We start from the raw sequence: 24533 nt of genomic DNA, 5'->3' as shown, positions 1-24533 counted from the left end.
AATTTGAAAAATTATTGATGAATCGGATAATTAGTTTTATGAGCGGGTATGGAGATTTATGAGCGGTTGTTGTGGTTTATGCGCGAATATACGGATTTATGAGTGGTTACGGAGATTTATGGGTAGTTATGAAGATTTATGAGCGTTTTCGGAGATTTATGCGTAGTTGCAGAGATTTCAATTCAAAAAAACTACCTTACAAGCAAATGTAAGGTAGTTTCGGTTATTCATCTTATCCCGTGGGCGACCATTGCGTTGGCTACTTTCAGGAATCCTGCGATGTTCGCGCCCATGACGAGATTGCCCGGTTTGCCAAACCGTTCTGCTGCGTCTTTGCAGCTTGCATAAATGTTTTCCATAACTGTTTTTAGGCGCATGTCCACTTCTTCTTCTGTCCATGCGAGCCTCATGCTGTTTTGTGACATTTCCATTGCAGATACTGCTACTCCGCCTGCGTTTGCCGCTTTTGCAGGAGCGAAAAGGATTTTATTCTCAAGGAAAATATCGATTGCTTCAATATTGCAAGGCATATTGGCGCCTTCGCCAAGTGCTTTTAAGCCGTTAGCGATTAGCATATGAGCTGCAATTTCGTCGATTTCGTTTTGTGTTGCGCACGGAAGTGCAATGTCGCAAGGAATGGACCAGATCACCGAGCAATCGTCATGATATTCGGCATCCGGATGTTCTTTCGTATATTCCCAAATTCGCTTGTTCTCGACTTCTTTCAACCTTTTTACAGTGTCGAGGTTAATGCCATTTTTATCATAAATATAGCCGCCCGAATCGCTGCATGCAACGACTTTCGCACCAAGCTGTTGTGCTTTTTCAATAGCATACGTTGATACATTTCCGGATCCTGATACAACGACCGTACTGTCTTTGAAAGAAAGTCCGTTTTCATTCAACATTTCCTCGACGAAATAGACGGTGCCATATCCAGTCGCTTCTTTCCGTCCTAACGAGCCTCCATGATTCGGATCTTTTCCGGTTAGGACGCCTGCCTCATAGCCGCCCTTCAAGCGGTTGTATTGGCCAAACATATAACCGATTTCTCGTTTACCGACGCCGATATCACCCGCAGGAACATCAATATCGGGGCCGATATGCTTGCTTAACTCGGTCATGAAGCTCTGAGTGAAGCGCATGATTTCCCGCTCTGACTTCCCTTTCGGATCAAAATCGGAGCCGCCTTTCCCTGCCCCGATCGGCTGCCCTGTCAATGCATTTTTGAATATCTGTTCAAACGCTAGAAATTTCATGATGCTATTGTTTACGGAAGGATGGAAACGGAGGCCGCCTTTGTAAGGACCAAGATCACTATTGAATTGTACACGGAATCCACGATTGACATGCACCTTCCCTTTGTCATCTTCCCAAGCGACACGGAATGAAATAATTCGTTCTGGTTCGGTAATACGCTCAAGGATGCCGTTTCGAATATATTCTGGATGCTTGGCAAAGACCGGGCGAAGCGAATCGAATATTTCTCTCGTAGCTTGTAAAAATTCCTTTTCATCCGGATTTCTCTTCTTTACCAGTTCATAAACTTCATGAACGTAATCATTCGCCCGATTCCGGTTTTCTCGGTTGTTTTCCATATTTGTCATTTGCCTCATCCTTTCTTGAAAATACCGAAGAAAAATTGACCAGTGTCAAATATTTCAACGGAAATTAATATTTCAAAATCATTATTCGTTTTATTAAGTATTACTGAAAATATGAATATATACAACAACTTTTTCATTTTGCTCATCTTTACTATGGCTATAATATGTCTGTTTCACTAATCCTGTCGAAATTAGTAGAACGAAAATAAAATCATTTTCACATTTCTGAACATAGATTATTATTAGGTATATCCAACGCCATTGCGATTTGGAAAACAACTAAAAAGAGAAAGAGGAGATGCTTTATGAAATTCAGCAAATTGCTGCGCGCCGTACTAGGAGCCAATTTAGTTATTTTAATGGCTTTCGCATTCCTACCTGCTCTGTTGATCAATCCGGATATGGACTTTTTCCAAAACGCAATAAATTACATTTCAAAAGAAAAATAGTCGACTCATCAAATGAACCATATGTGCCGCAGCACATATGGTTCGTTTTAATTATCGCTTTCGGACTGTGAAGTTTTCTGTGAGTAGCAGCCAGTTTTGAGGGAATGCTAATCCTAGCTTCCAATACATTATTCCCCGTAAATTAAATTCTTTAAGCAAATTGAATTTCGCTTGTATACTGCGCGCATCCTCGAACCAAACGTCATGCCGTACGCCGTTATCATCCCAATAGAGAAAAAATGGCGCCTGTGCAACAGCATCATATTGGATATTCGCATTCCGGCTAATCGCCAAATTAATTGCTTGCTGCGGGCTGAGCGCCCTTGCAGCTACTCCGGTCTCCGGTGGATATGGATACATCCAGTCGTATCCATATAAATTTTGCCCAAGAAAGATTTTATCTCGCGGAATCTGGCTCACTGCAAATTCCACAACTCTGCGCACTTGATTGATTGGACTGACAGCTTGAGGGTCGCTGTATGAATAACCCCATTCATACGTCATCAATGTGACGAAATCACATATTTCCCCATGCGCTTTGTAATCAATCCCTCCATACAGTCCTGTCGGATCATCTGCAGTTTTCGGAGCCAATGCAGTGGATAGCGTCAAGCCGGCGGGATGAAAGCGGGCACGTGCATTCCGGAGAAACGTATTATACAATTCCCTGTCCGCAGGTCTTATAAATTCAAAGTCGAAATGAATGTCGCTGAAGCCGAATCTTTTAGCGGTTTGGAGTATATTTTCAAATAACCGGTTTTGCACTGTCTGATCTGTAAAGAGAATGTGGGCCAAATCTGCACTAAACGCGAAGTTCTCTAAATTACTGACAACCATTGCATTTAAAACACCTGCTCTTGCAGCAATTTCAGGAATATCGTCAATCGGTGGTGCCTTTAGCGATCCATCCCGCTGTGCCTCATAGCTGAACATTCCCAAGTAGGTCAAATCTTGAACCCTGTTTCTTACTTCTTGGACGGTTGATTGCATTATTGCCTCTCTCGGCTCTACATAAAGGAAAACATCTATTACCGGCTTCGTTCTTTGAGGTATATACAATCGTTGCCCTATTTGCAAAATGCTGTTTGGTGAAATCCCATTGACTCTGGCAAGTTCCTCCACTGTTGTGCCGTAAAGTCGAGAAATGATATAAAGCGATTGTCCAGGCAGAACCCAATGATAACTGCCAGTAACCGGGATGACGAGCGCTTGCCCAACAACGATACGAGAAGGATCGATTAACTCATTCGCTCTTGCGATATCCTCATATGGGATTCCATATGTTTGACCGATTCCATATAAACTCTGCCCTTGTTGCACAACATGTATTAGCATATTCATCCACTGCCTTTCATTGACAAAATGTCCTTTATCATATGCTATTTTTCATAGTCAGGGATTATGCGTATTTAGAAATTTTTACGCGCATACGCATTGTCTTTGAAGCCATACTATTTCCGATTGAAAAATCATTGTCAAAGGAGGATGTATATATTGACACAAAATCAATTCGGCGGTGAAATGCATCAAAACATGCATACAGGGGCAGTCCCGCCACAAATGAATCATGGGGGACATGAGCTATTCGATGTCCATGAGGTTCTATCAAATACGATCGCGGCATTGAATCAAGCAATGATTTTACGACCGCATGTAAAGGACCCTGAGTTGCTCGACATTTTAGACAGGCAGTACCGTTTTACGTTGGATGAATATAATATTACGGTGGAAGCTTTCAAAACGGGCAAGGACCCATCGCATCCGACTGGCATCTACAAAATGAAGCAAGGTAATGATTTTGTCTATGGTATGAAGCAATCGCAGCCAAAGAAACCGATTCAAAATGCAAGTGAAATTTCAGACGAAATCATTTCAGGTTTCCTTCTAGGATCTGCAAAGACTAGTGCTTCTGGGAAGACGATGGCGGCTCTTGAAACTTGCAATCCGGTCGTAAGGCGTGTATTGCAGGATTCAATTCCGAACTGCATCGAGATGGCTTATGAGTTGTCAATTTATCAAAACAAGCATCATTATTATCAAGTCCCGCAGCTTGCCCAACAAGATATGCAGGCGCTTTTGAATGCATACGCCTCGTCTGTAGGTCAGCCAAGCATGCCAAATCATACGGTGCAATAAGAAAAAGCTGCCTTGACTTATATGTCAGGGCAGCTTTCTTCATACTGATTTATTGATAAAAGATGATGGAATCGGGGATTCGAATTTCATTTCTTCTTTTGTTACTGGATGAACGATCGTTAATGCCGTTGCATGCAGACCGAGTCTTTTGATTGGATTGACTGTCGAGCCGTATTTTTTGTCTCCGACGACGGGATGGCCGATTTCTTCCATATGGACGCGGATTTGGTTTTTCCGACCTGTTTCCAACTTGACCTCAAGCAATGAATATTGGCGGTTTGATCTTAATTTACGGAAGTGAGTGATGGCGAGTTGTCCACCATTGTCCGTTGGGTTCGAATAGACTTTGTATGTCCGCGTCTCCTTCAACCACGATTTGATTGTGCCTGACTCTTTGCGCACATTCCCTTCCACTAATGCCGTATAGATCCTTTCTTTTACGACTTCATCCCAATGATCTTGTAATTCCATTTTCACTTGCTCGCTTTTCGCGAACAGGAGGACACCTGATGTATCCCTGTCCAATCGATGAACGATGAAAACTCTTTGCCTTGAGTCTTGACGTTTAACATAAGCGGAGACTTCGCTAAATGCCGTTCTTTCGTTTTTATCTTTTGCGGCCATCGATAAAAGGCTTGCCTCCTTATCAATGACAATAATTGAGTCATCCTCATAGATAATTGTCAAACCAGTAATTTTGCTTTCGTTCAAAGCAGCTTTATTCGCGAGAATCTCCACTTTATGTCCCGGCAACAGTTGATGATTATGCTTCGTTACTGTCTTGCCGTTTACGAAGACTTGTCCTCTCGTCAACATCGACTTGATGGAATTTCGGCTGTTCTTTTTCATGTTTTCTAATAAAAACGGTAATAACTCCGCTTCTTCATTCACTGTGAAAAGGAAGGTATCTTCCCTTCTTTTCTTTTGATTCTTATGCATGTCCTGTCTCCTCACTCTCTCCATCAATTATCCACAAATTGCCCTTTCATTTCAAACGCTGTATCATCATTACTAAATGTTGTTGATATAAATAGGGGGATTTATTCAATGAAAGTTGCGATATTCGATTTTGACGGTACTCTTTACTCAAAAGAGACTTTTCAATTATTAATGGATCATTTGAAGCACCATCCGACACATAGCTCAAAGTATAAAGCTTTCTTTCGAAGGATTCTTCCACTCTACATAGGCTACAAAATAAAAATCGTTCCGGAAGCGAAGATGAGGGAAGGATCGATGCAAATTTACGCAAACGCCTTATACACTTTATCCAAAGCGGAGTATGAGCAATATTTCGATGAAATGAAGGAAGTCATGCGACAAGCTTTCAATGAAGAAGTCGTGGAAAAGGTCCGACAGCATCAAAGAGAAGGTATGCATGTCATGCTTGTATCCGGTGCGTATAAACAATTATTGGATGCAGTGACGGATGGCATTCAGTTCGATACGATCATCGGAACTGACATACCGTTTACAGCAGATGGCGCGTTTGATAGCGAAACGGAAATTTATCATATCCAAGGCAAACGAAAAACCGAAATGATTATGAAGACATTTGAAGGAAAGCAAGTTGATTGGGAACATAGCTTTGCATACGGAGACAGCTTTTCGGATCTCCCTGTGCTTGAGCTAGTTGGAAACCCGGTTGCTGTTCGACCTGAGGAGCGCTTGCAGCGGATTGCTGAGGAGAGAAATTGGACGATTATATAAACAATAAACAAAAAGGACTTCAAGTTTCTTGAAATCCTTTTTGTTCTTTTATTTCACATTTAATTCAGGGACCTTCTCAAAATGTAGCGGGTCAATTTGCAATGACGTTTTAACTGAATAGCCTGCCTGGATAACATCATCTTTAGTACGTGCCAAATATTGATATTCCACATCTGGTTCATTTTGAAATATCACACCTATATAGTATGGATTTAAATGTTTATAATCAGCTTCACGGTGAGGCACTGTCTTATAACTCCATGTTTCTTCAGGATACTTTTCTTCTAAGTGCATCTGTATATACTCTATTTCTTTCTCAATTTGCATATCAATCCAATAAGGACGTACAAAATAAATGATTGCAAATGACAATAGAGAGAAAATAGCCAATCCCCTAACGAACTTTCTGGCTTTGCCTTTCAGAACAAATGAAACGAATAGAAGAACAATGAAGATGCCACCGACTATCATCCATTCAATGAATTCCGTTGGATGCAAAGAGAACCTCCTATGTTACTAAATTTAGACCAATATTATTTATTCTCTTGTAAATATTATAAACGCACCAACAACAATGACAACTATAAATGTCAATAAAACAAGGCCGAAAATAGACTGTTTCAAGAAGATGCTAAAAATAACGATAGGAGTACCAATCATCGTTGCTATGGAAGCAAATTTTAAATAAAGGACCACATTTGGAGAAACTTCAGGTTCCTCTTCGAACTGCCATCGCTTTCCAAACAAAAAACTATCTTCGGGACAATTATAGGTCCAAATAAAGAACGCATACAGCGGAATCATAAAAATTACCGCCAAGATCATCTCAGCGACCATATTGTTCCCCCTCAGAAGAAATGATGTTGTCTTGCATATTCTTAATTTACTATCTACTCATTTATACGGATAACAATTCAAATCGTTTCACAATATGGCCCTTTAATTGAAAGCATTGGATCGGCAATCGTGTCCGTCATTTAATTAGATGCTCTGGTTCAACAAATGTGACAGAATCGGCTTTATACATTTTTCCGTCCCATCCGTATTTTACTTTGAAAGTGCCTATACTTGCCTCGGGAATTGAAACAAATACAGCAGTATAGCCGTAAAGGACTCCATTTTCAGGTATATACTCCTCGATTGCTCCTATTTGAGGTAAATTGATCGGAGTATAGTAATTGAATTTAGTATAATCCACTTCATATTCCTTTTTACCAATCACGATTGAAATTTCATCCCCTGTTTGCTCCATCTTTACAAGCCGTCTTACGGCATCTGTAACAGATTCGACTGGAACCTCGTTGTATCTTCTGTATGGATCTTGCAGTTGATTTAATACATGAATTTCTTTAGTGGATATTCCAGACCCCGCACCCGAAATCAGCACAACAATAATATCTTTTAATTCATCAGTATTAATATCCTCATAAAATATATTTAGGTTTGAATTTTTCATTACTCCAATTAGGGAAGTTGTAAAATAATTCATCACCTACTTGGACAGTAAAGTTTTTAGTCGTCATTGTATCTGTTTTATCTGCAATAAGAAAAATGTTTTCATACCATACATCGGAGATAATGTATGAGGTAACAACCCTTTGAACTGCAAGCGCTACTTCAGTTTGACAAAATAAAAGCGTGACGAATATGGCTATAAAGAATTTTTTCATTTATTTTCACTCCTTATTGCTTATTATTTCCCTATAAGGAATGAATGATGAGCTTTGTTAAATAGCTAACCATGCTCTTTAAAGATAGACTGCCACTATCTCCTCCCATCGTCTTTTTACTTGCTTTGTCGTGATTCGCCCTGGTTCTTCCAAAACCAAAAATAAAAGCGCAGCCAATTGCCGCCCTTTTTATTAAACGTTTATAAATAACCCTGCGGTGAATTTCGGTCACCTTCTATTGTGTAATTCAAACTTTCTTCTATTTTTGTATCTGGGTTAATGGTTTCCTGATGAATGTTCCTATTTCTTTTGCTTCTCCAATCAACCAGCAGACCAAGAGTTAAAAGCGCTAGAATAGGCATTAGGAATATCCACATTATCAATTTCACTTCCCTCTCAAAACAGACTTCCCAAAGGCAATATCAGTCCAAAACAACATAGTTTTAACTACTGACTACGCCTATAATTAATTTAATGGCTTTTCGCGATTTCTTACTTCTTATAAAACCTTCCTTTGAATCAAAGATAAGAACAGTCCTCCCGATCCAAACTCTAAAATATATAGAATGACATTGGATGGGTCCAACTATTCCTTTTTCCTCATATTCAGTCCCATCTGCTAACTCTATCTCCGTCCTGACAAGCCAAGTATTTCCTATCCCAAACTCAATGAATTTCAAACAATCAACTCTCTTCATTTCTTCTAAACTATGACCGATTGTTCAAGTATGAATTGTATATAAATCTACCCCTCCCCGTATTCTCCTTCAATCAAAGAGTCTAACCGCTTTACTTTGCTTATTAAGACTTCAATCTTACGTGTTTTCATTGTAGTTGAAGCTTACCAATTCTTAATCACCTCAAAATCGAACGATTCAATCAAGAATTTATCATTTTCAATCCATTCATAAGTAACTACTGGCCAACCAATTTAACCTTAATTCAAAGCCCCGAGAGTGACGTAGCACATCAAAATAATAAAAAAGATTAAAATTTCAAGGTTGACTAAAACTATATCAGGCTTCACTTTGGAAAACAGTTTCACCCGCTTCATTAAACTGGCGTCTATCGTGATAAACAAATAATAAAAAATGAACAAACCAAATAAGAGCATGATACTCACCATCAAAATCTCGCCATTTTCCCAGAAGGAAATTGCTAAAAATATGGCCCATAAACATTTTAAAACGCCTATTAAACTTTCAAATGGGTTAGTCAATGTTGCCATCATATATTCTGCATGTTTTTCTGGTATCAAATGTTCCTCGTTGTGCTTATTTATAAATGCAATATGACCCGTTTGAAGTGCCATTGATATAACCAACATAAATAAATAGGCTAAACCAAAGATCGTACCCACTAACAAAGTGTCTGAACCTAATAAAAGATGCAGCGCCAGTGGCAAAGGAAGCCACATTGCATACATAAGTGCCATTAAGAGATGCAAGAAAGCATATTCATTACTTTTTGCCATCTTCTTAAATGTAGAGATAATAATCAAAAATATTAATACTCCTATCCAACCAAGGATTATTGTAGAAGTTAACATGACTCCTCCATTTAAATTCAGTTTCATATAGGTACTTCCATACAATTTCCTTACAACTATATTCAATTATCGCTGCCCATAAGTCGAGCAAATTCTCAATTAAGTTCCGAAAAGAATACTCTAATATCTTCAGGCAATTCTTCCACAGCGAGAACCTTTAACTTTTTAGTTCTGGGAGACGTCATAATTACATATGACTTTGCATTGTACTCGAAGAGTGTAAACTGCCCTACTCTATTAGCCGTATGATCTTGGATATATGTTAAATCATCTTCTGAAATATTTGGTTCATAACCGTCTAAGAATAATTGTTGCACCTCTTCCATACTGTCCGCAGAATTAATATCTTGATATAATTCAAGTGAATTTTTAGGTGTGTAGAAATGGATATAATACAAAAACCCACCGTTGATTAGTAAGACTGCTACTAAGAAAATAATAATATCTTTCAACTTCTTTTTCTCACTGAACATAACACCCCTCCCCCTCGCAACTCTCCTTTTCATTAAGCATTAGTTCGTCTGGTGTATTGCCTACTTCAAGTACTCAATCTTCTCCAATATTTTTTCGGTAGTGTAGTTTAAGTCAGGCAATGTATCTAATGGAAAATAACCGATCTCCAAACCCTCTTCATCTTTTTCTAATGTTCCTGTTACATCGCCAGCTTTGAATATGACAGTTGCATTGTAAATCTCGTCTCCATGAGGAAATTTATAATAAAATTCCTTGCCTGAAGCTACGCCTATTATTTCTAATTGGTTTGCTATAAGCCCGGTTTCTTCATACAATTCTTTTTTAGCTGTCTCTTCAAAGCTATCCCCCAACTCCATACCTCCGCCAGGAATTCCCCAATCGAGTGTGTCTGACCGTAATTGCAGTAATAATTCATTTTCATTATTCATCACAGTTATTGCTGAACCGGGTGCAATAATCGGTTTCGTTCCAATAATACTTCTAAGCTCTTGGATATAGTTCATCGTCTTCTCCTTTGAATACAGATCCGTCATTAATTGTTCGAAAGTAAAAAAAATATACACTTTATCTAATTGTATTATATTGACATATAACTTACTAGTTACTTTGACATAATAAAAGAGGGAAGCAACTTATATTTCAAGTCGCTTCCCCCTTTCTACATTCACATATCAAGAGTTTATGATAAAGCTTTCAATCCGACAACACCGATAATAATGAGAAGCAGGCTCGCGATACGTCCTTTGCTTTTTGATTCACCGAAGAACAGCATATTGATAAGCACAGCGCCAGCTGTTCCGATGCCTATCCATACAGCATATGCTGTGCTTACTTGTAAATAATTAAAAGACATATAAAGAAACACGAACGCTGATCCAAAGCCGCCGCCGAATAGAATCGCGTTCAAGAACGTCTTTTGTTCGCTATATTTATTCAACCCGACAACGCCGACAAACTCGCTTATCGCTGCAACACTTACAAATAACCAACCCATCACTTCACAATTCCTTTCTTTTCATCCGCATTATCAGCAATTTTTAATCCGATAACTCCTATGACTAAGATCACAATGAAAAATAGTTTGCCTACTCCAAGCGTTTCGCCGAATAAGAAAACATCCATCAAAGCTGTTCCTACAGTTCCTACCGCTGCAAATATTGCATATACGGTGCCTGTAGGAAGGTTTTCACAAGCTTTTGCCAGGAATTGAAAATCGAAAACAATGAAAACAATGATCGGAACCCAATGCCACCATTCAGATGCAATGTTAAAACCAAATATCCAAACCAATTCAAAAAAACTAGTTAGCGCTACATAAATCCAAGATTTGTTCATATAAATAACTCCTGACTCAATGACTGACTGTCATTCATTTTAAATGATGACGAGTTGCCTAGTAATAATAACTTCCAGCCGATAACCATTTAGTCAATGGCAAGGGCATGTTTCAAAAAATTCTTCACTTCGTTCTTTTGGATGATCGCTTCGTGTTCTTTGTCTGTATCGTATAAATAAATTTGTTCAGCAGCAGATTCAACTAGGCCGATGACAAGTCTAGCTGTCCTGTCGGGATTAACGGAATTCCGGATTACTCCTTCGTCAATCGCTTGCTGGAGACCATCACTCACCCACTGGTAAAATGGGGCGTAAACCGTTTCCCAATTTTTCAGATGCTCCGTTGATGCCAATCCTGAGTATATGAGTGCTTGAATTTCATGGTATTCTTTACTCACTTCGAAAATTGCGTCGACGAGCTGCTCCATCTGTTTTGGAAATGATGCATCATCCGACACTCTGTCAATCACAATCTCCAATGTTTTTTCGACCATGACTTCAGCGATTGCTGGCATGAGTGACAACTTCGATGGGAAATATAAATAGAACGTTCCTTGCGCAATCCCTGCCACTTTCACGATATCGGATATCTTTGTCTTCTCGATGCCTTGCTCACGAAAAACTTCAATAGCCGCTTTTATGATTCTTTCTTTCTTATCCAATTGCCGTCCACCCTTCCACTGAATGACTGTCAGTCATTATACCATATATATAGAAATACTAACAGTCGGGGGCATGAAGACATTTTAGCCCCCGGTTTTTAAATACGATTATAGCTTGAATTATTTTTCTTCTGTTCGCTGATCGATATGGAGGCTTCCGTCTTTAAGGATTTCCGCATAATACACTTGTTCCACTTTACCGATTCCATTTTTCTTTAGTTGCTCATATACCCATTCTTCTGTTAGGCTCAGCTCGGTCAAGTTTTCTTTGATCAATTTCCCGTCCGAAATGATTTCTGTCGGGATATACTTTGGCTCTTGGCCAGGCGCTTTAACATCTTTGCGGGTAGCGGCTTCCTGGCTCGCTTTTTTCATGACACTTAATTGCCCGTTCGTTTCGAGAATGGCATAGTTCACGTCTGTGACCGTAAAAATACTTTGCTCGCGGAGCATCATATTCAGATCATTCAATGTGAGGCGGGCTTTCTTCATCCCTTGTTCACTTATTTTTCCTCTATGGATTATAATCGTAGGCTGATCATCGAATATGATTCTCGCTTTTTTCGATTTCATCGTTAATAAGTTCACGAATATCGTTAATAAAGCCCACCAAATCATCGCAACTGCCCCATTTAAAAAAGGGGTTTCTGATTGAGCAGATATCTCGGCAGCAATGGATCCTATTGTAATACCTGTAACGTAATGGAAAAATGTTAGCTGGGAAATCTGTTTTTTCCCCATCAATCTGGCGAGTATCATAAGAATGATAAAAGCAAAAGTTGTTCTAAAAAGCATTTCCCAAAAATCCATATTTTCAATTGCGTCTGAAATCATCTGTTCACACCTCCACTAGAGCTAGTGTGTGATTGAACTATTAAAATATACAGCATTAAAAAAGCAAAGCAGGAATCGCTAAAATCCCTGCTTTGCTTATAAATATTATTCCCATTCAAACGGTGTCGCTTGATACACGTAATAATTCAACCAGTTTGAGAAAAGAAGATGTGTATGGGAGCGCCATGTATTCAATGGCTGCTTTTTTGGATTGTCATCTGGGAAATAGTTTTCAGGAATTTCAATTTCGATCCCTTTTTTTAGATCCCTCTCATATTCTTCGCCGAGCGTGCATGCGTCATATTCCAAATGTCCCGTAATCATGATCTGTTTGCCGTCCTTTGAAAGGATGATGAATGCGCCGGCTTCTTCTGAAACTGCCAATAATTGAAGGTCTTGCTCTTGCTCGATCTCCTCGATTGACACTGACGTATACCGCGAATGGGGTGCATAGAACAGATCGTTAAAGCCACGTGCCAATTCGACAGTCGGATCGGTCAATTGATGACTATAAATGCCCGATAGCTTTTTTGGCAATTCAAATTTATCGATACCGTAATGATGATAAAGGGCAGCTTGTGCGCCCCAGCAAATATGTAGTGTCGAAGTGATATTTGTTTTGGACCAATCCATAATTTGTTTTAATTCATCCCAGTAAACGACATCCTCGAACGCAAGATGTTCAATCGGCGCTCCAGTTATGATCAATCCATCATAACGTCTATTTTTGATGTGTTCGAATGTTGTATAGAAAGAGTCCAAATGATTTTTGCTTACATTTTTTGATTCATACGTTGCGGTATTTAAAAACATAACATTCACTTGCAGCGGCGTATTGCCGAGCAGTCGAAGCAGCTGAAGCTCTGTTTTTTCTTTTTCTGGCATTAAATTCAAAATAAGAATATTTAACGGGCGGATATCCTGTGTTGTCGCCCGCCCTTCATCCATTACGAAAATCCTCTCTTCTTTCAACAACTCGCGTGCCGGTAAATGTTCAGGTATATTGATTGGCATTTCGTCTCCCCCTTATTATTCAAAAGCGCAGGGCGCCTGCCAATAGGCGACAGGCATAAGGCGAAGATGCGGCGTGGCGCTTTTTGCCACAAAGCAGCTTTGACTTATGACCCAAGCCTACGGCGCCCGAAGTCTAGACGTTAAAAAAACCCCGTTCCATAAGATAGGAACGAGGATTCGCTTAAAACTTCTCCGTTCTTATCTCTCAAGATTTAACATCTTGTTGGAGGTAGCACCTTCCTGCGGACGCAGAGGTTGCTGAAGCTTCATCGGGCCAAATCCCTCAGCTTCTCTTGATAAGAAATATTCAATTGAAACTATTATATCATCATTATCCGAATTGTATACTGATTTTTTATCATCGATGAATTTTCGCTTTTGAAAAACCAAGTCCTAATATTTCTGAAGCGTTCAAGAAAATGACAAATGACGACGGTTCCGCGGTTTGAAGCAATTTTTTCAAGTAGACGGCTTCTGACTGTTCCACGACGCAAAAGATCATTGTTTTCTCGTCATTCGAATATCCTCCCGTCGACTTCACTTTCGTCAAACCCCGGTCAATTTCATTTTGAATGACCGATTGGATTTTCTCTTCATTTTCCGTAATGATGAGAACGAGCTTTGTCGGTGAAGTTTGCAGTTGGACGAAATCGATTACTTTGCTCGTTACGTAAATCGACATAAGCGCGTATAATGCAAGTTCAAAATTGAATACGAAAGCGGATGTGACAACGACAATCCCATCAACAATCAATTGGGAAAACCCGCTTGAAATGCCCGTATACTTTTTCAGTAGTTGGGCAATTAAGGCAGTGCCTCCTGTCGATCCATTCCCCCTATACACTATCCCCAGTCCAATTCCGAGCATGATACCGCCGTAAATAGAACTAAGTAGCGGATTATCAACATTCAAATGGAGTCCGTGCGTCAAATAGATGACAAATGGTACGAAAAAAGTACCGACAATCGTCTTTGCACTGAATTCCTTTCCTGCAAGCAATAACCCGACAACGATAAGTGGGATATTAATAAGCCATTGGACGTATGCGGGATTGTATCCGAATAATTCATAGAGGATCGTACTGACACCAGAAATGCCGCCCGCCGCAATGCGCGATGGCAATAAAAATATATTGAACGAAAGACCGACCAAAGTCGCTCCGATAATGATTTGGACATAGTCGAAAACAACCGACTTTCTCTGGATGAATGACATAATTGTTCTCCTTTCTTAAAAGACTTAACTATTCTATCAGAAAAAACGTTGTTCAGAAACGTTTTAAAGCATAGATAAGAGGAATAGAGAGAATAGGAGACTAGAAGAGAGTATATTCATTTTTTTGTATTTTTCTAATTAACTGGTATAATTGTAGACAAAAGTACACAAAAACATAATGTCAGGGAGGATACTATGCGAAGTTTAGGTATTGTCAGGAAAGTCGACCATCTTGGCCGGATTGTAATCCCAAAAGAATTAAGAAATACATTGAAGCTCGAAAAAGGTGCACCAATGGAAATCTTTGTTGACGATGATATGATCATTCTTCGAAAATATGTGGTGGATGCGGCGTGCATCGTAACCGGAGAAATCACCCCCGAAAACACAAAACTTTCAAATGGCATGTATATAAGTCCTAAAGGTGCGGAAATCCTGAAAAAAGAAATCGAAGCAAATAAAACTTGGGATTGACTATTTCCGAATGAAGGGGCAACGGTTAAGACCGTGTCCCTTTTGTTGCGAGAAAAATGATCTGATATTTGAAAACGGAGGAAGCTAAATGAAGATTATTGCACATAGGGGCGCATCCGGAAACTATCCGGAAAACACGATTGCCGCCTTCAAGGAGGCAGCTCGTCTCCCTGTTTTTGGAGTTGAATTCGATGTACATATGACAAAGGATGGTGAACTCGTCGTCATCCACGATGAAACAATCGACCGGACTTCAAATGGAACAGGCTATGTGAAAGATATGTCCTTGATAGAATTGAAAACATATGACTTCGGCAGCTGGTTTGCACCCGAATTCCAAGGTGAAAAAATCCCAACCTTGAAGGAAGTCCTCGATGTATTCGATTCGACGGATCATAAACTGAACATCGAGTTGAAATCAGATATTTTCCCATACGGAGGAATGGTCGAAAAAGTGCTTGAATTAATTGCGGAAAGGCAACTGGAATCCCACGTTATCATTTCATCTTTTGACCACACTGCCATCCAGCTCGTCAAGCAACTCAATCCTCAAATCGAGACAGCTGCATTATTCATGGAAGTACTCGTCCACCCGTTGGACTATCTACAAAAAATACCGGCGGATGCCCTTCACATCCTCTTCCCTGCCGCAGTCCGCCCATCCATCACCGAAGTCATAAAAAGCGGCATGCCAGTCAGAACATTCACAGTCAACGACGAAACATACGCAACAATCCTAAAACAAGCCGGAGTCCAATCCATCTTCACCGACTACCCAGAAAAAATGGCTAATTTTTTCTCTAAATAAAAATGCATTGGGGAGAGGACTGAAGCGAACGCTGTTACGAAGAACGGCGTTTGCGAGCAGGATGCGGAAAGCAATCCCTGTAGCGAAATCGGGCCCATAAAAAAAGAGACATCGCCATCCCTCTAAGGATTAGCGATATCTCTTTTTTCATGCATCCAAACCGTTAATGAACTCCTCAATCTCTTCCTTCGTCTTCCGATCCTTACTTACAAAACGCCCAACCTCTTCCCCATTATGGAAAGCAATAAAACTCGGGATCCCAAACACATCCAACTGCTGACAAACATCAATAAAATCATCACGGTCAACATAAATGAATGTATATTCCGGATAATCCGCCTCAATGCTAGGCAAGAATGGCTCAATTACCCTACAATCCGGGCACCAATCCGCCGAAAACATAAACATCGTCCGCTCCTCATTTTTCAATTGCTCAAACTGCTCAACCGATTGAAGTTTTTCCATTCATACTCTCTCCTTCTATTTTCATCTCTCCTAAAGTATATCACCCAACGTAGATTCCACCATACGATGACGATTTTTAGCAGAAACAAAAAAGTCATGAAATCGAACGATCGGGGAATTCTAATCATTCAACAAAGGAGGTTTCCCCTTGCGTATCCATTACATGATTGCTTTGGTATGTATAATGATCTGTCTTTGTCTAACGCCTGCCATCGCCTTTGCTTCCGAGCAACGGAGCGAAAAGGAGATTATGGAGGAGCGGATGGGATTTTATTTGCAATTCGCAAGTGAACTCGTTCCGTGGTACCACCTTGCTGCGATCGATCAATTTGAACGGAATATCCAACAAGTTCGCAACGATCTAACGAAGGTGGAAGGACCTATTTCCATTCAGTACTCTGTTGATCATTGGTTCGGCGCTTTGAATCCTGATTATACGGACGCTTCCGCCACGACTATTACGCTTTTTGGCGGCAAAGGGACGGATGGCAACGGAGACGGAATGGCTGACTTGTCTGACCCAATGGATGTACTGCAAACAATGGCTTCACATTTAGCCATGTACGGACCCGATGAAAATGAATTCAAAGCGGCATTATGGCACTATTATAAGCGGGAAGCGACCGTCAATCAGATTGTGACAATCGCCAAGTTGTATAAGCATTTTGAAACTGTCGAACTGGATAAGCATGTATTCCCGATTCCAAAAGGTCACCACTACACATATCGCAGCACTTGGGGCTCAAGCCGCGGTTGGGGTGGTCGCCGTATCCATGAAGGAACGGATATTTTTGCAGGCTATGGTGTTCCCGTCGTTGCCACTTCCTACGGCGTCGTTGAAGTATTAGGGTGGAATGAATACGGTGGATGGCGCGTCGGCATCCGCGACAACCATAACACATATCATTACTTTGCCCATTTAGCGTATTTTGATAAAGGCATTAAGGAAGGCGACATTGTAGAACCCGGAACGCTTCTTGGATTCGTCGGCAGCACAGGATACGGAAAAGTAGGGACATCTGGAAAGTTTCCGCCGCATCTGCATTATGGAGTGTATAAATACAACGGCCGGATTGAATGGGCCTTCGATCCATTTCCTGCCCTTCGGAATTGGGAACGGCAAAAATGAGGCTGTCTCGGCATTGAGACAGCCTCTCTTCTTATAGTTGTACGTTCAACGTCTTGAATAAGAACGAGAAGACATCTGTTTGTTCCTCGATAATTTTGACGGTTGGTTTTCCGAGCCCATGACCTGCATTTTTTTCGACACGGAGTAAGATTGGGTTATCCCCTTCATAAGTTGCCTGCAAAGTCGCTGCGAATTTCATCGCATGTGCTGGAACGACACGGTCATCCGTATCAGCAGTCGTTATTAAAGTCGGTGGATAGTCAACGCCTTCCTTGACGTTATGAAGCGGTGAATATTTGATCATGAAAGCAAAATCTTCGGCATTCTTTTCGGCATTTCCGTAATCCGTCACCCAATAGCGCCCTACTGTGAATTTGTGATAGCGGAGCATATCAGTGACTGGCACTTGGCAAATTGCAGCCCCGAACAAATCAGGTCGTTGTGTGATGCTTGCCCCGACGAGCAAACCACCGTTACTGCCACCCATGATCGCAAGCTTTTCCTTCTTCGTATACCCTTCGGAAATAAGCCATTCAGCAGCCGCAGCGAAATCATCAAAAACATTTTGTTTTTGCGCAAGTGTTCCTGCCTTGTACCATTCTTCTCCGAATTCTCCGCCGCCCCTCAAGTTTGCAACGGCATAGACGCCGCCATGTTCAATCCACATGCGCACTGCAGGCGAAAAAGATGGGGTCAAGCTGACATTAAATCCGCCATAACCGTATAGGACAACTGGGTTTTCTCCACTTTGAACTAAACCTTTCTTGTGCGTTAAAAACATTGGAATTTTAGTACCGTCCTTTGATGCATAGAAAACTTGTGTGGTCTCAAATCCTTCTGTGTCGAATTTATTCTCACCTTGAAAAACTCTAGTCAATTCACCTTGTTCAAAATCATAGCTAGCAATCTCATTCGGCGACAAGTAGGACGTATAACCGATGTACATCCATGCTTCCTCTTTCTTCCCTGTTAAACCAGTCAATGAAATATAACCCGGCAATTGTACGTCCTTTACATGCTTGCCATCCAAGTCGAAAATCTTCAGTTCGTAATAAGCATTGTGCAAATAGCATACGATGAGTTGACGGTTTACAATTTTTCCAAATGATAATACATCGTCTTTTTCTGCAATAATGTCAATCCAATTTTCCTTAGACGGATTTTCGAGATCGACTGCGATAATTTTTTCACGTGGTGCGTCGACATTTGTAACGAAATAGAAAGTATTTCCCTCATTTCCGATGAATGAATACTCTCCATCCCCTTTATCAAACAGGCGAACAAATTCCTCCTCTTTTTCAAGGTCTTTATAATAAATCCGGCTTTTATTTTCGGTACCTTTCCAAACGTTAAGGATCAGATATCTGTAGTCATCCGATAATATCGGATTGAAGGAGTACTCTTTATTGTCCGCATCTTCGTAGACGAGCACATCATCTTCTTGGGACGTACCTGCTTCATGCCAGAACACTTTATTGTAAAAGCTTTGCTCTTCTGGAGAAACTGTTGCTGGATCGGGAAAACGGTTGTAGTAAAAGCCGGTCCCTTCTTCATTCCAAGCAATGCTCGAGAATTTGCAAAAACGGATTAAATCGGCTTCATCCTTCCCCGTCTCCAAGTTACGCACTTTAATTTCCTGCCAGTCGCTTCCGTTGAGTGAAATTCCGTATGCTAACTTCTTTCCATCACTTGTGAATGATAGATTCGTAATGGCAGCTGTGCCTTCTTCATTCATCGTATTTGGATTCAACACGACTTCCAGTTCCTCTGAATTCAGATCTTTTGAACGGTAAAATACTGCTTGGTTTTGAAGTCCATCGTTTTTATGGAAGTAATAATAATCCCCTTCCTTTCTCGGAACTGTATATTTTGGAAAATTCCACGCTTCCGTCAGTTTACTTTTAACGTTTTCGCGTTTAGGAAAGGTTGCGATAAAGTCTTGTGTCTGCTTGTTTTGGTCGTCAACCCAATGCTGTACTTCTGGGTCTTCCGGGTTTTCCAACCATCTGTATGGATCACGAATTTCGGTTCCATGAAAATTCTCAACAACATCTTCTTTTCTAGTAAATAACACCATTTCAAATCCCCCTTTAATGACTTACAATTGCCATTTTACCATATTCTTCTGAAAAGTAAGCATAAGAAAAGCAGCTGAAAAAAATCAGCCGCTTCAACTTATTTATTCTGGAAGGCTGCTCCATGCATAGGAGGTGGGATGATCCAACCTTTTTCCTTGTTCAGGCGGAGTAATTTCATTCCGAATAAGAGTCGGTCTGCATGGAATTTACTAAACATCATTGCAACGTCTTCCCTCAGGCACTGGCCAATTACTTGACTGCATGAGACTAGTCCTTGACCGACGTTTATGGAAATGGCTGCACTAATCTCCGGATCCATGTAACGTGCGCCAACTGGAATATCTTCCGCATTTGCATCTGCTCTTTCAGGCAATGTTGGTGGAGGTGTCACTCCGTTCTCCTTAAGTACTTTCTCGACTTCCTTATTTTCACTCTTCATCATGTCTACCGCTTCTTTCAGCAGATCAATCAATTCCTTGTCACCAGCATGATTAATGAAAGCCTCATATCCGCTGATTAACCCTTTGTTCGCTCCAGCAAACGCCCAACAACCAATAACTTCTCCATAGTGTAACGGCTCGTTTTTCGGATTTCCATTTAAAATGCCCAATTGTTCTCCCTCTTTTCTTAAACTTTTCCATTGTTGTTTATGGAACTGCATTTATGATGTGAAGAACGGGATATTTTATACACCAAATCGGCGTAAAATAATTTAAGTTGACATTTTTCGAATGTTTGATAACATATTATGCAATATATTTTTTCTTTAATTTACTTGAATTGCATTTAGAGACGAATATTTTATAATAAAAATATAATATCGTTCGTATTTAAACGAACAAGGAGCTACTTAATAAGAACTTCGTAATGTTTTTTAAAAAATACACGAATGATAGGTTGACATCCAGAAGAACCGTGTTATGATTGTGACTAATTAAATAACTCGATCAATGATTTGGACGGAGACAGGCTTTGCGGAACGGAATCTCTAGAGAGCTGATGGTTGGTGAAAATCAGCGTTTCTGACGTAAGGCAGCACTCCTGAATCGATGGACTGAAACTTGTAAAGTACGTTCATCCGGCACATGACCGTTATGCATGCAATGAAGGCTGTCAAAATGACAGCGAAAAAGGGTGGCACCGCGTAGCTTAAAGCTTTTCGCCCCTTGCAATTTTTTGCAAGGGACGGAAGGCTTTTTTCATTTACCTAAAGGAGGAGATTGACATGTTGCAAGATCAACAATACTTACGAATTCCAGGACCGACACCGATTCCGCCAAGTGTTAAACGGGCGATGGCCCAGCCAATGATTGGCCATCGGGGCAATGAGACATCCGAATTGATCCGTTCCATCAAACCACGACTGAATAAAGTGTTTGGGACAAAACAGGATGTACTGATTGTTACGGGAAGCGGAACTTCAGGATTGGAAGCGGCTGTCGTCAATGCCGTCAAACCTTTGGATGAAGTGCTTGTCATTGTTACCGGTGCATTCGGCGCACGTTTTGTGAATATTTGCGAAGCATATGGCATCCGCGTGCACAAATACGAAGTCGAGTGGGGGAAGGCTTTCAATCCACTTGAAATTCAACAGCATCTCCGTACTGTTCCAAAAGTAAGCGCAGTTTTTGCAACATACTGTGAAACATCTACAGGTGTTATGAATCCAATCCACGAACTGGCTGCCGCGGTGAAAGAAGTTTCCGATGCACTCATCATAGTGGACGGCGTTTCATGTGTCGGAGGTGTCGAAACAAAAATGGATGAATGGGCTATCGACATTATGGTGACTGGTTCTCAAAAAGCATTCATGCTGCCAGCAGGATTGATGTTCATTGCGGTAAGCGAGCGTGCATGGGATGTCATTCATTCAAATCCGAACCGCGGTTTCTATTTGGATTTGGCAAAGTACAAAGATAATTTGGCAAAGGATACGACGCCTTTCACTCCTGCCCTTTCCATTCTTTTCGGGCTCGATCAAGCGCTTGACTTGATGGAAAAGGAAGAGCTAGAAAACGTATTCGGTCGACATGCCCTCATGAAGGAAATGGTGCGCGGGGCTTTCAAGGCACTCGATATCCCGCTGTTAACGAATGATGAAGATGCATCCGATACAGTTACTGCCGTCAAGCCAGACGATTTCGACGTGGAGCAATTCCGGAAAGTGATTAAAAAGAAATTCGGACTAGCAGTTGCAGGAGGACAAGAGCATTTGAAAGGGAAAATCTTCCGCATCGGACATATGGGCTATTGCTCCCCTGCCGATGTTTTGCAGACACTTAGTATGATCGAAATCGGTTTGATCCAATCCGGAAAGGATATTGAGCTTGGCAAAGGAGTTGCGGCAGCACAGCGAATCTATTTGGAGAATGGAGCGAATAATCGATGACATACCACATATTAATAGCCGATCCGCTAAGCGAAGAAGGTATCCATCCACTACGGCAAGCGGAAGGATTGGAGATTACAGTTGCCACCGATTTGTCGAAAGAAGCATTCCTTGAAAGGATTAAAGGCTTCGATGCTTTGCTCGTCCGTAGTCAAACACAAGTGACACGAGAAGTGATTGAAGCTGCGAGCAACTTGAAAATAATTGGACGTGCAGGTGTCGGGGTCGATAATATCGATTTGGATGCCGCCACGGAACATGGCATCATCATCGTCAATGCACCAGACGGCAACACAAACTCCGCAGCTGAGCATACAATCGCGATGCTGACGGCGTTGGCAAGAAAGATTCCACAAGCGTTCAACTCATTGAAAAACGGCAAATGGGATCGCAAGTCGTTTATCGGTGTCGAGTTGAAAAATAAGACGCTCGGCGTCATTGGACTTGGAAGAATCGGTGCGGAAGTGGCAGCCCGTGCAAAAGGTCAACGGATGAACGTCATTGCATATGACCCATTTTTAACGGAGGAAAAGGCGCAAAAAATGGGGATCGGCTTTGGTACCGTCGAAGATGTATTAAAGGCTGCTGATTTCATTACAATCCATACTCCTTTATTAAAAGAGACTAGACATTTATTGAATGAAGAGGCATTTACGAAAATGAAAGATGGCGTACAGATCATTAATTGCGCTAGAGGTGGAATCATCGACGAAGATGCGCTTTACGCAGCCATTTTGTCAGGCAAAGTCTCGGGTGCTGCTCTTGACGTTTTTGAAACGGAGCCGTTCGTCGATCATCCACTACTCACATTATCTGAAGTCATAGCTACGCCACATCTAGGGGCAAGCACAGTGGAAGCGCAAGAAAGCGTCGCTATCGATGTAAGTATGGACGTCGTGAACTTCTTTAAAGGAGAATCCGTCCGAAATCCAGTCAACCTTCCTTCCGTCCCGAAAGAAGTGATGGCAAAAATCGCGCCTTTCTTCGATTTATCCGAAAAGCTGGGAGTTTTCCTGTCACGAATGACCGATGAAGCGATTGAAGAAGTGAACATCAAATATGCCGGGGAGCTCGCCAACTACGATGTGCGTGCCCTGACGCGCAATACGGTGAAAGGGATTTTAAAACGGAACCTCGGAAATCATGTCAATGACGTCAACGCGAAATTCTTAGCCGAGAGATTCGATATTAAAGTGAATGAGCATAAGACGACGACCGGTAAAGGATTCCTTCACTTGATCACTGCGGAAATCGTCACTCAAACGTTTACACATCGCGTGGCTGGCACATTGCTGAACGGCTTAGGAGCGCGCATCGTGAAAGTCGATGATTACGCGGTCGATGTTGTGCCTGAAGGTCATCTGTTGTTCATCAAACATAAAGACCAGCCTGGAGCAATCGGACGTGTCGGTACGTTGTTAGCACAGAAAAACATCAATATCGCAACGATGCAAGTCGGACGTTCGACTGTAGGCGGTGATGCCATCATGATGCTCACGATTGATAATCAGGTGGAACAGGCGGAACTTGAAGATTTGACTGAGCTTGCAGACTTTTATGAAGTGAAGGCGATTGATCTTTAATATGGAGGATTGATTCGAGAGAATGGGCTCTTGTATTCAAAAGAATGGACCCTTGTTCAAAAGAATGGACCTTGAACGCGATTAAATGACCTTTGCAAGTTAATAAGGTGAGCCCCACCAATGGGGACTCACCTTTTCATCTTCTCTAAAATTGGAAAAAGCTCATCTAAATGATTTATTTCATACGTCGGCTGAATGTCCGGATGCACCGATTTCCCTTCCCGATTAATCCAAACGGAACGCATTCCTACACGGGAAGAACCTAAAATGTCTGTGAGTAAATTATCGCCAACCATAAGAGCTTCGTCAGCAGATGTCCCTGTTTCCTCTAACACATGCTCGAAAATGGATGAATCCGGCTTCCCTTTGCCAAATGCGCCCGAAACGATGATTCGATCGAAATAAGGAGCCAGCTCTGGGGTGATTTCCAATTTTGTTTGTTGTAGGGAAGGAGAGCCGTTCGTCAAAAGGACAAGTTTGAATTTGCCTTTTAACCTGTCTAGGACGGAGAATGTCTCATCGTAAACAAATGGCGAATTTTTTCGTTCCTCAATAAACCGCGCAGCTAGCGTTTCAGCGAATTCCCCGTTATCAATCCCAAGTTTTTCAAGCCCTATCGTCCATGTATCGCGCTGATAATCTGAAATGATTTCTTTCATCCGCTCGAATTCTTCGCCTGGGTCATCGAATGTTCCCCATAATCCCTCGAAAGGATTGATTCCTATCATTTGCGTGTAGGCATATGTATCATACGCTGCATACAGTTCCCTTGCAGCTTCTCGAACCGCAGCTTCCAATTGCGATGCATCAATGTCATGCCCTTCCGCAGCGTATTGACAAGTTTTCTCAAATGCTGTCGCAATGCTTTTCTGATCCCATAATAGCGTATCATCCAAATCAAAAATGAGTGTCCGTATCAACTGTCATTCCCCCTTTGCTTGATTATACAGA

29 protein-coding genes, 1 riboswitch and 1 other annotated feature are annotated in these 24533 nt (G+C 41.2%); of the genes, 8 read left to right on the top strand and 21 right to left on the bottom strand.

What is annotated here, in order from left to right; translation table 11 throughout:
• Positions 1-227: 227 nt before the first annotated feature.
• On the bottom strand, positions 228-1607 hold the full coding sequence (gdhA, locus tag AC0L13_RS05850; RefSeq protein ID WP_473644905.1) for an NADP-specific glutamate dehydrogenase: 1380 nt from the start codon (positions 1605-1607) through the stop codon (positions 228-230).
• 305 nt (positions 1608-1912) lie between these two features.
• Between gdhA and AC0L13_RS05845 the strand changes: the two genes are divergently transcribed.
• Positions 1913-2056 carry a hypothetical protein gene (locus AC0L13_RS05845; protein WP_440499695.1) on the top strand — a complete coding sequence of 48 codons (144 nt, stop codon included), beginning with the start codon at positions 1913-1915 and terminating at the stop codon, positions 2054-2056.
• A gap of 51 nt (positions 2057-2107) precedes the next feature.
• Here AC0L13_RS05845 and AC0L13_RS05840 read toward each other — a convergent pair whose 3' ends face one another.
• Entirely contained in the window at positions 2108-3391 is a 1284-nt protein-coding gene (locus AC0L13_RS05840) for a glycoside hydrolase family 18 protein (RefSeq protein ID WP_473646860.1), read from the bottom strand.
• 159 nt (positions 3392-3550) lie between these two features.
• Between AC0L13_RS05840 and AC0L13_RS05835 the strand changes: the two genes are divergently transcribed.
• Positions 3551-4192 carry a spore coat protein gene (locus AC0L13_RS05835; RefSeq protein WP_473644902.1) on the top strand — a complete coding sequence of 214 codons (642 nt, stop codon included), beginning with the start codon at positions 3551-3553 and terminating at the stop codon, positions 4190-4192.
• Between the two features lie 39 nt (positions 4193-4231).
• Here AC0L13_RS05835 and AC0L13_RS05830 read toward each other — a convergent pair whose 3' ends face one another.
• Positions 4232-5131, bottom strand: a complete 900-nt coding sequence (locus AC0L13_RS05830) for an RluA family pseudouridine synthase (protein ID WP_473644899.1) — start codon at positions 5129-5131, stop codon at positions 4232-4234.
• Between the two features lie 108 nt (positions 5132-5239).
• Here AC0L13_RS05830 and AC0L13_RS05825 point away from each other — a divergent pair, with 108 nt between their 5' ends.
• Positions 5240-5902 carry an HAD family hydrolase gene (locus AC0L13_RS05825; RefSeq protein WP_473644897.1) on the top strand — a complete coding sequence of 221 codons (663 nt, stop codon included), beginning with the start codon at positions 5240-5242 and terminating at the stop codon, positions 5900-5902.
• 48 nt (positions 5903-5950) lie between these two features.
• On the opposite strand, the gene AC0L13_RS05820 is transcribed toward AC0L13_RS05825, so the two are convergent.
• The 14 genes from AC0L13_RS05820 to AC0L13_RS05755 form a co-directional block, all read right to left on the bottom strand.
• Entirely contained in the window at positions 5951-6400 is a 450-nt protein-coding gene (locus AC0L13_RS05820; RefSeq protein WP_473644895.1) for a hypothetical protein, read from the bottom strand.
• A gap of 39 nt (positions 6401-6439) precedes the next feature.
• Positions 6440-6739 (bottom strand): hypothetical protein, encoded by a 300-nt coding sequence (locus AC0L13_RS05815; protein ID WP_473644893.1) that lies wholly within the window; start codon positions 6737-6739, stop codon positions 6440-6442.
• 136 nt (positions 6740-6875) lie between these two features.
• The gene (locus tag AC0L13_RS05810; RefSeq protein ID WP_473644891.1) at positions 6876-7358 is read right to left on the bottom strand and encodes a hypothetical protein; all 483 of its coding nucleotides are present in this window, start codon (positions 7356-7358) and stop codon (positions 6876-6878) included.
• Entirely contained in the window at positions 7327-7572 is a 246-nt protein-coding gene (locus AC0L13_RS05805; protein ID WP_473644889.1) for a hypothetical protein, read from the bottom strand. Before AC0L13_RS05805 ends, AC0L13_RS05810 begins: the two co-directional genes overlap by 32 nt.
• A gap of 443 nt (positions 7573-8015) precedes the next feature.
• A complete protein-coding gene (locus tag AC0L13_RS05800; protein WP_473644887.1) occupies positions 8016-8252 on the bottom strand; it encodes a DUF3977 family protein in 237 nt (78 codons plus the stop codon).
• A 257-nt stretch (positions 8253-8509) separates the two neighbouring features.
• Positions 8510-9148: a hypothetical protein gene (locus AC0L13_RS05795; RefSeq protein WP_473644885.1), complete on the bottom strand. Its 639-nt coding sequence runs from the start codon at positions 9146-9148 to the stop codon at positions 8510-8512.
• Between the two features lie 68 nt (positions 9149-9216).
• The gene (locus AC0L13_RS05790; RefSeq protein WP_473644883.1) at positions 9217-9594 is read right to left on the bottom strand and encodes a hypothetical protein; all 378 of its coding nucleotides are present in this window, start codon (positions 9592-9594) and stop codon (positions 9217-9219) included.
• Positions 9595-9654: 60 nt separating this feature from the next.
• Positions 9655-10098, bottom strand: a complete 444-nt coding sequence (locus AC0L13_RS05785) for an NUDIX hydrolase (protein ID WP_473644881.1) — start codon at positions 10096-10098, stop codon at positions 9655-9657.
• A 176-nt stretch (positions 10099-10274) separates the two neighbouring features.
• Complete coding sequence (locus AC0L13_RS05780; protein WP_473644878.1) at positions 10275-10589, bottom strand: DMT family transporter; 315 nt, start codon at positions 10587-10589, stop codon at positions 10275-10277.
• Entirely contained in the window at positions 10589-10930 is a 342-nt protein-coding gene (locus AC0L13_RS05775) for a DMT family transporter (RefSeq protein ID WP_473644875.1), read from the bottom strand. Before AC0L13_RS05775 ends, AC0L13_RS05780 begins: the two co-directional genes overlap by 1 nt.
• An 89-nt stretch (positions 10931-11019) precedes the next feature.
• Positions 11020-11592 (bottom strand): TetR/AcrR family transcriptional regulator, encoded by a 573-nt coding sequence (locus AC0L13_RS05770; protein ID WP_473644873.1) that lies wholly within the window; start codon positions 11590-11592, stop codon positions 11020-11022.
• Between the two features lie 120 nt (positions 11593-11712).
• Positions 11713-12426 carry a YetF domain-containing protein gene (locus tag AC0L13_RS05765; protein ID WP_473644871.1) on the bottom strand — a complete coding sequence of 238 codons (714 nt, stop codon included), beginning with the start codon at positions 12424-12426 and terminating at the stop codon, positions 11713-11715.
• 105 nt (positions 12427-12531) lie between these two features.
• Complete coding sequence (gene metA / locus AC0L13_RS05760; RefSeq protein WP_473644869.1) at positions 12532-13440, bottom strand: homoserine O-acetyltransferase MetA; 909 nt, start codon at positions 13438-13440, stop codon at positions 12532-12534.
• 195 nt (positions 13441-13635) lie between these two features.
• Positions 13636-13743, bottom strand: a riboswitch (SAM riboswitch).
• 55 nt (positions 13744-13798) lie between these two features.
• On the bottom strand, positions 13799-14656 hold the full coding sequence (locus AC0L13_RS05755) for a YitT family protein (RefSeq protein WP_473644866.1): 858 nt from the start codon (positions 14654-14656) through the stop codon (positions 13799-13801).
• Between the two features lie 195 nt (positions 14657-14851).
• On the opposite strand from AC0L13_RS05755, the gene AC0L13_RS05750 reads away from it, so the two are divergent.
• Positions 14852-15130: an AbrB/MazE/SpoVT family DNA-binding domain-containing protein gene (locus AC0L13_RS05750; RefSeq protein WP_440499709.1), complete on the top strand. Its 279-nt coding sequence runs from the start codon at positions 14852-14854 to the stop codon at positions 15128-15130.
• An 88-nt stretch (positions 15131-15218) separates the two neighbouring features.
• A complete protein-coding gene (locus tag AC0L13_RS05745; protein ID WP_473644864.1) occupies positions 15219-15938 on the top strand; it encodes a glycerophosphodiester phosphodiesterase in 720 nt (239 codons plus the stop codon).
• Between the two features lie 147 nt (positions 15939-16085).
• On the opposite strand, the gene AC0L13_RS05740 is transcribed toward AC0L13_RS05745, so the two are convergent.
• Complete coding sequence (locus AC0L13_RS05740) at positions 16086-16403, bottom strand: thioredoxin family protein (RefSeq protein WP_440499711.1); 318 nt, start codon at positions 16401-16403, stop codon at positions 16086-16088.
• A 148-nt stretch (positions 16404-16551) separates the two neighbouring features.
• Here AC0L13_RS05740 and AC0L13_RS05735 point away from each other — a divergent pair, with 148 nt between their 5' ends.
• Positions 16552-17532 carry a M23 family metallopeptidase gene (locus tag AC0L13_RS05735; RefSeq protein WP_473644862.1) on the top strand — a complete coding sequence of 327 codons (981 nt, stop codon included), beginning with the start codon at positions 16552-16554 and terminating at the stop codon, positions 17530-17532.
• Between the two features lie 31 nt (positions 17533-17563).
• Here the strand turns inward: AC0L13_RS05735 and AC0L13_RS05730 are convergent, their stop codons facing one another.
• Both AC0L13_RS05730 and AC0L13_RS05725 read right to left on the bottom strand, forming a co-directional pair.
• Positions 17564-19609, bottom strand: a complete 2046-nt coding sequence (locus AC0L13_RS05730; protein ID WP_473644860.1) for a prolyl oligopeptidase family serine peptidase — start codon at positions 19607-19609, stop codon at positions 17564-17566.
• A gap of 98 nt (positions 19610-19707) precedes the next feature.
• A complete protein-coding gene (locus tag AC0L13_RS05725; protein WP_473644858.1) occupies positions 19708-20220 on the bottom strand; it encodes a DUF3231 family protein in 513 nt (170 codons plus the stop codon).
• A 337-nt stretch (positions 20221-20557) separates the two neighbouring features.
• Positions 20558-20780: a binding site (T-box leader), on the top strand.
• A 55-nt stretch (positions 20781-20835) separates the two neighbouring features.
• On the opposite strand from AC0L13_RS05725, the gene AC0L13_RS05720 reads away from it, so the two are divergent.
• Together AC0L13_RS05720 and serA are read left to right on the top strand one after the other, a co-directional pair.
• Positions 20836-21999 carry a pyridoxal-phosphate-dependent aminotransferase family protein gene (locus AC0L13_RS05720; protein ID WP_473644856.1) on the top strand — a complete coding sequence of 388 codons (1164 nt, stop codon included), beginning with the start codon at positions 20836-20838 and terminating at the stop codon, positions 21997-21999.
• Positions 21996-23582 carry a phosphoglycerate dehydrogenase gene (gene serA / locus AC0L13_RS05715; protein ID WP_473644854.1) on the top strand — a complete coding sequence of 529 codons (1587 nt, stop codon included), beginning with the start codon at positions 21996-21998 and terminating at the stop codon, positions 23580-23582. Before AC0L13_RS05720 ends, serA begins: the two co-directional genes overlap by 4 nt.
• Before the next feature lie 128 nt (positions 23583-23710).
• Here serA and AC0L13_RS05710 read toward each other — a convergent pair whose 3' ends face one another.
• A complete protein-coding gene (locus tag AC0L13_RS05710; protein WP_473644852.1) occupies positions 23711-24502 on the bottom strand; it encodes an HAD family hydrolase in 792 nt (263 codons plus the stop codon).
• Positions 24503-24533: the final 31 nt, after the last annotated feature.

The organism is Sporosarcina sp. QA0331, from assembly GCF_055808055.1.
The sequence above is the reverse complement of the archived record's forward strand: the minus strand, read 5'-3'. Positions and strand labels throughout refer to the sequence as shown.

Bases quoted from the DNA above. Each gene is read 5' to 3' on its own strand.
- AC0L13_RS05830 (WP_473644899.1), bottom strand. From the start codon at position 5,131: ATGCATAAGAATCAAAAGAAAAGAAGGGAAGATACCTTCCTTTTCACA.
- AC0L13_RS05755 (WP_473644866.1), bottom strand. From the start codon at position 14,656: ATGTCATTCATCCAGAGAAAGTCGGTTGTTTTCGACTATGTCCAAATC.
- AC0L13_RS05790 (WP_473644883.1), bottom strand. From the start codon at position 9,594: ATGTTCAGTGAGAAAAAGAAGTTGAAAGATATTATTATTTTCTTAGTA.
- metA (WP_473644869.1), bottom strand. From the start codon at position 13,440: ATGCCAATCAATATACCTGAACATTTACCGGCACGCGAGTTGTTGAAA.
- AC0L13_RS05810 (WP_473644891.1), bottom strand. From the start codon at position 7,358: ATGAAAAATTCAAACCTAAATATATTTTATGAGGATATTAATACTGAT.
- AC0L13_RS05840 (WP_473646860.1), bottom strand. From the start codon at position 3,391: ATGCTAATACATGTTGTGCAACAAGGGCAGAGTTTATATGGAATCGGT.
- AC0L13_RS05730 (WP_473644860.1), bottom strand. From the start codon at position 19,609: ATGGTGTTATTTACTAGAAAAGAAGATGTTGTTGAGAATTTTCATGGA.
- AC0L13_RS05740 (WP_440499711.1), bottom strand. From the start codon at position 16,403: ATGGAAAAACTTCAATCGGTTGAGCAGTTTGAGCAATTGAAAAATGAG.
- AC0L13_RS05805 (WP_473644889.1), bottom strand. From the start codon at position 7,572: ATGAAAAAATTCTTTATAGCCATATTCGTCACGCTTTTATTTTGTCAA.
- AC0L13_RS05765 (WP_473644871.1), bottom strand. From the start codon at position 12,426: ATGATTTCAGACGCAATTGAAAATATGGATTTTTGGGAAATGCTTTTT.
- gdhA (WP_473644905.1), bottom strand. From the start codon at position 1,607: ATGACAAATATGGAAAACAACCGAGAAAACCGGAATCGGGCGAATGAT.
- AC0L13_RS05825 (WP_473644897.1), top strand. From the start codon at position 5,240: ATGAAAGTTGCGATATTCGATTTTGACGGTACTCTTTACTCAAAAGAG.
- AC0L13_RS05745 (WP_473644864.1), top strand. From the start codon at position 15,219: ATGAAGATTATTGCACATAGGGGCGCATCCGGAAACTATCCGGAAAAC.
- AC0L13_RS05845 (WP_440499695.1), top strand. From the start codon at position 1,913: ATGAAATTCAGCAAATTGCTGCGCGCCGTACTAGGAGCCAATTTAGTT.
- AC0L13_RS05815 (WP_473644893.1), bottom strand. From the start codon at position 6,739: ATGGTCGCTGAGATGATCTTGGCGGTAATTTTTATGATTCCGCTGTAT.
- AC0L13_RS05720 (WP_473644856.1), top strand. From the start codon at position 20,836: ATGTTGCAAGATCAACAATACTTACGAATTCCAGGACCGACACCGATT.
- AC0L13_RS05795 (WP_473644885.1), bottom strand. From the start codon at position 9,148: ATGAAACTGAATTTAAATGGAGGAGTCATGTTAACTTCTACAATAATC.
- AC0L13_RS05750 (WP_440499709.1), top strand. From the start codon at position 14,852: ATGCGAAGTTTAGGTATTGTCAGGAAAGTCGACCATCTTGGCCGGATT.
- AC0L13_RS05785 (WP_473644881.1), bottom strand. From the start codon at position 10,098: ATGAACTATATCCAAGAGCTTAGAAGTATTATTGGAACGAAACCGATT.
- AC0L13_RS05775 (WP_473644875.1), bottom strand. From the start codon at position 10,930: ATGAACAAATCTTGGATTTATGTAGCGCTAACTAGTTTTTTTGAATTG.
- serA (WP_473644854.1), top strand. From the start codon at position 21,996: ATGACATACCACATATTAATAGCCGATCCGCTAAGCGAAGAAGGTATC.
- AC0L13_RS05780 (WP_473644878.1), bottom strand. From the start codon at position 10,589: ATGGGTTGGTTATTTGTAAGTGTTGCAGCGATAAGCGAGTTTGTCGGC.